The sequence below is a fragment of the Actinomyces sp. HMSC075C01 genome (genome assembly GCF_001812965.1).
Lineage (GTDB): Bacteria > Actinomycetota > Actinomycetes > Actinomycetales > Actinomycetaceae > Actinomyces > Actinomyces acetigenes.
Genome location: NZ_KV811031.1, coordinates 89,456 through 90,035 on the forward strand (window position 1 = coordinate 89,456; position 580 = coordinate 90,035).

At 62.9% G+C, this 580-nt stretch carries 1 protein-coding gene; it reads right to left on the minus strand.

What is annotated here, in order from left to right:
* Positions 1-343 (minus strand): hypothetical protein (locus HMPREF2883_RS15160; protein ID WP_070662560.1); only part of this gene is annotated, 343 nt, incomplete at its 3' end.
* Between the last annotated feature and the right edge of the window lie 237 nt (positions 344-580).

Here is a 580-nt window from a genome sequence, read left to right on the forward strand (position 1 = left end):
TCTGCCACTCCGGATACATCGGCCCAGGCAACGGAAACGGAATCAGCCCGAGCAGCGCCACCACCACGAAGAAGAGGGCGGTACCCATCAACACCTTGGGCATGCCCCCACTACTACCTGAAGGGTACAGTAGCATCCCACAACCACCAATGGAAAACGCCACCCCCACAGCCGGAAGAATGAGCGAGATCGTATTACGACCCACATTGAACTCACCTTCACCGAAGGAGCGACCCAGATCCCCGTACCAGCGATCCGAGAACATGGCGAACCACCAATTCAGCATCGTCACCGCCCCCAGAACGAGGCACCCCACACCGGCTTGCGTGTCAGACAGGTTCATATCCGGATACACGATGCCTCTCGCCAGCGCTCTCATGCGACGAACCAGTCAACAATTTACAGCCCCTCCCCTTAGACGGAGCCCGCACCTGTCCTCGTCACTTCGCGTGGCGGCCGGGGCCCCTGGGGCGGGGTTTGCGGGGCTCGGCCGCGTGGCGGCCAGTCGACCGCGTCGGCTCATCGCCAAGGCCTGCCTCACGCGCGGCAGCCTCCGCACGAGCCCGACGCTTCTCCATCT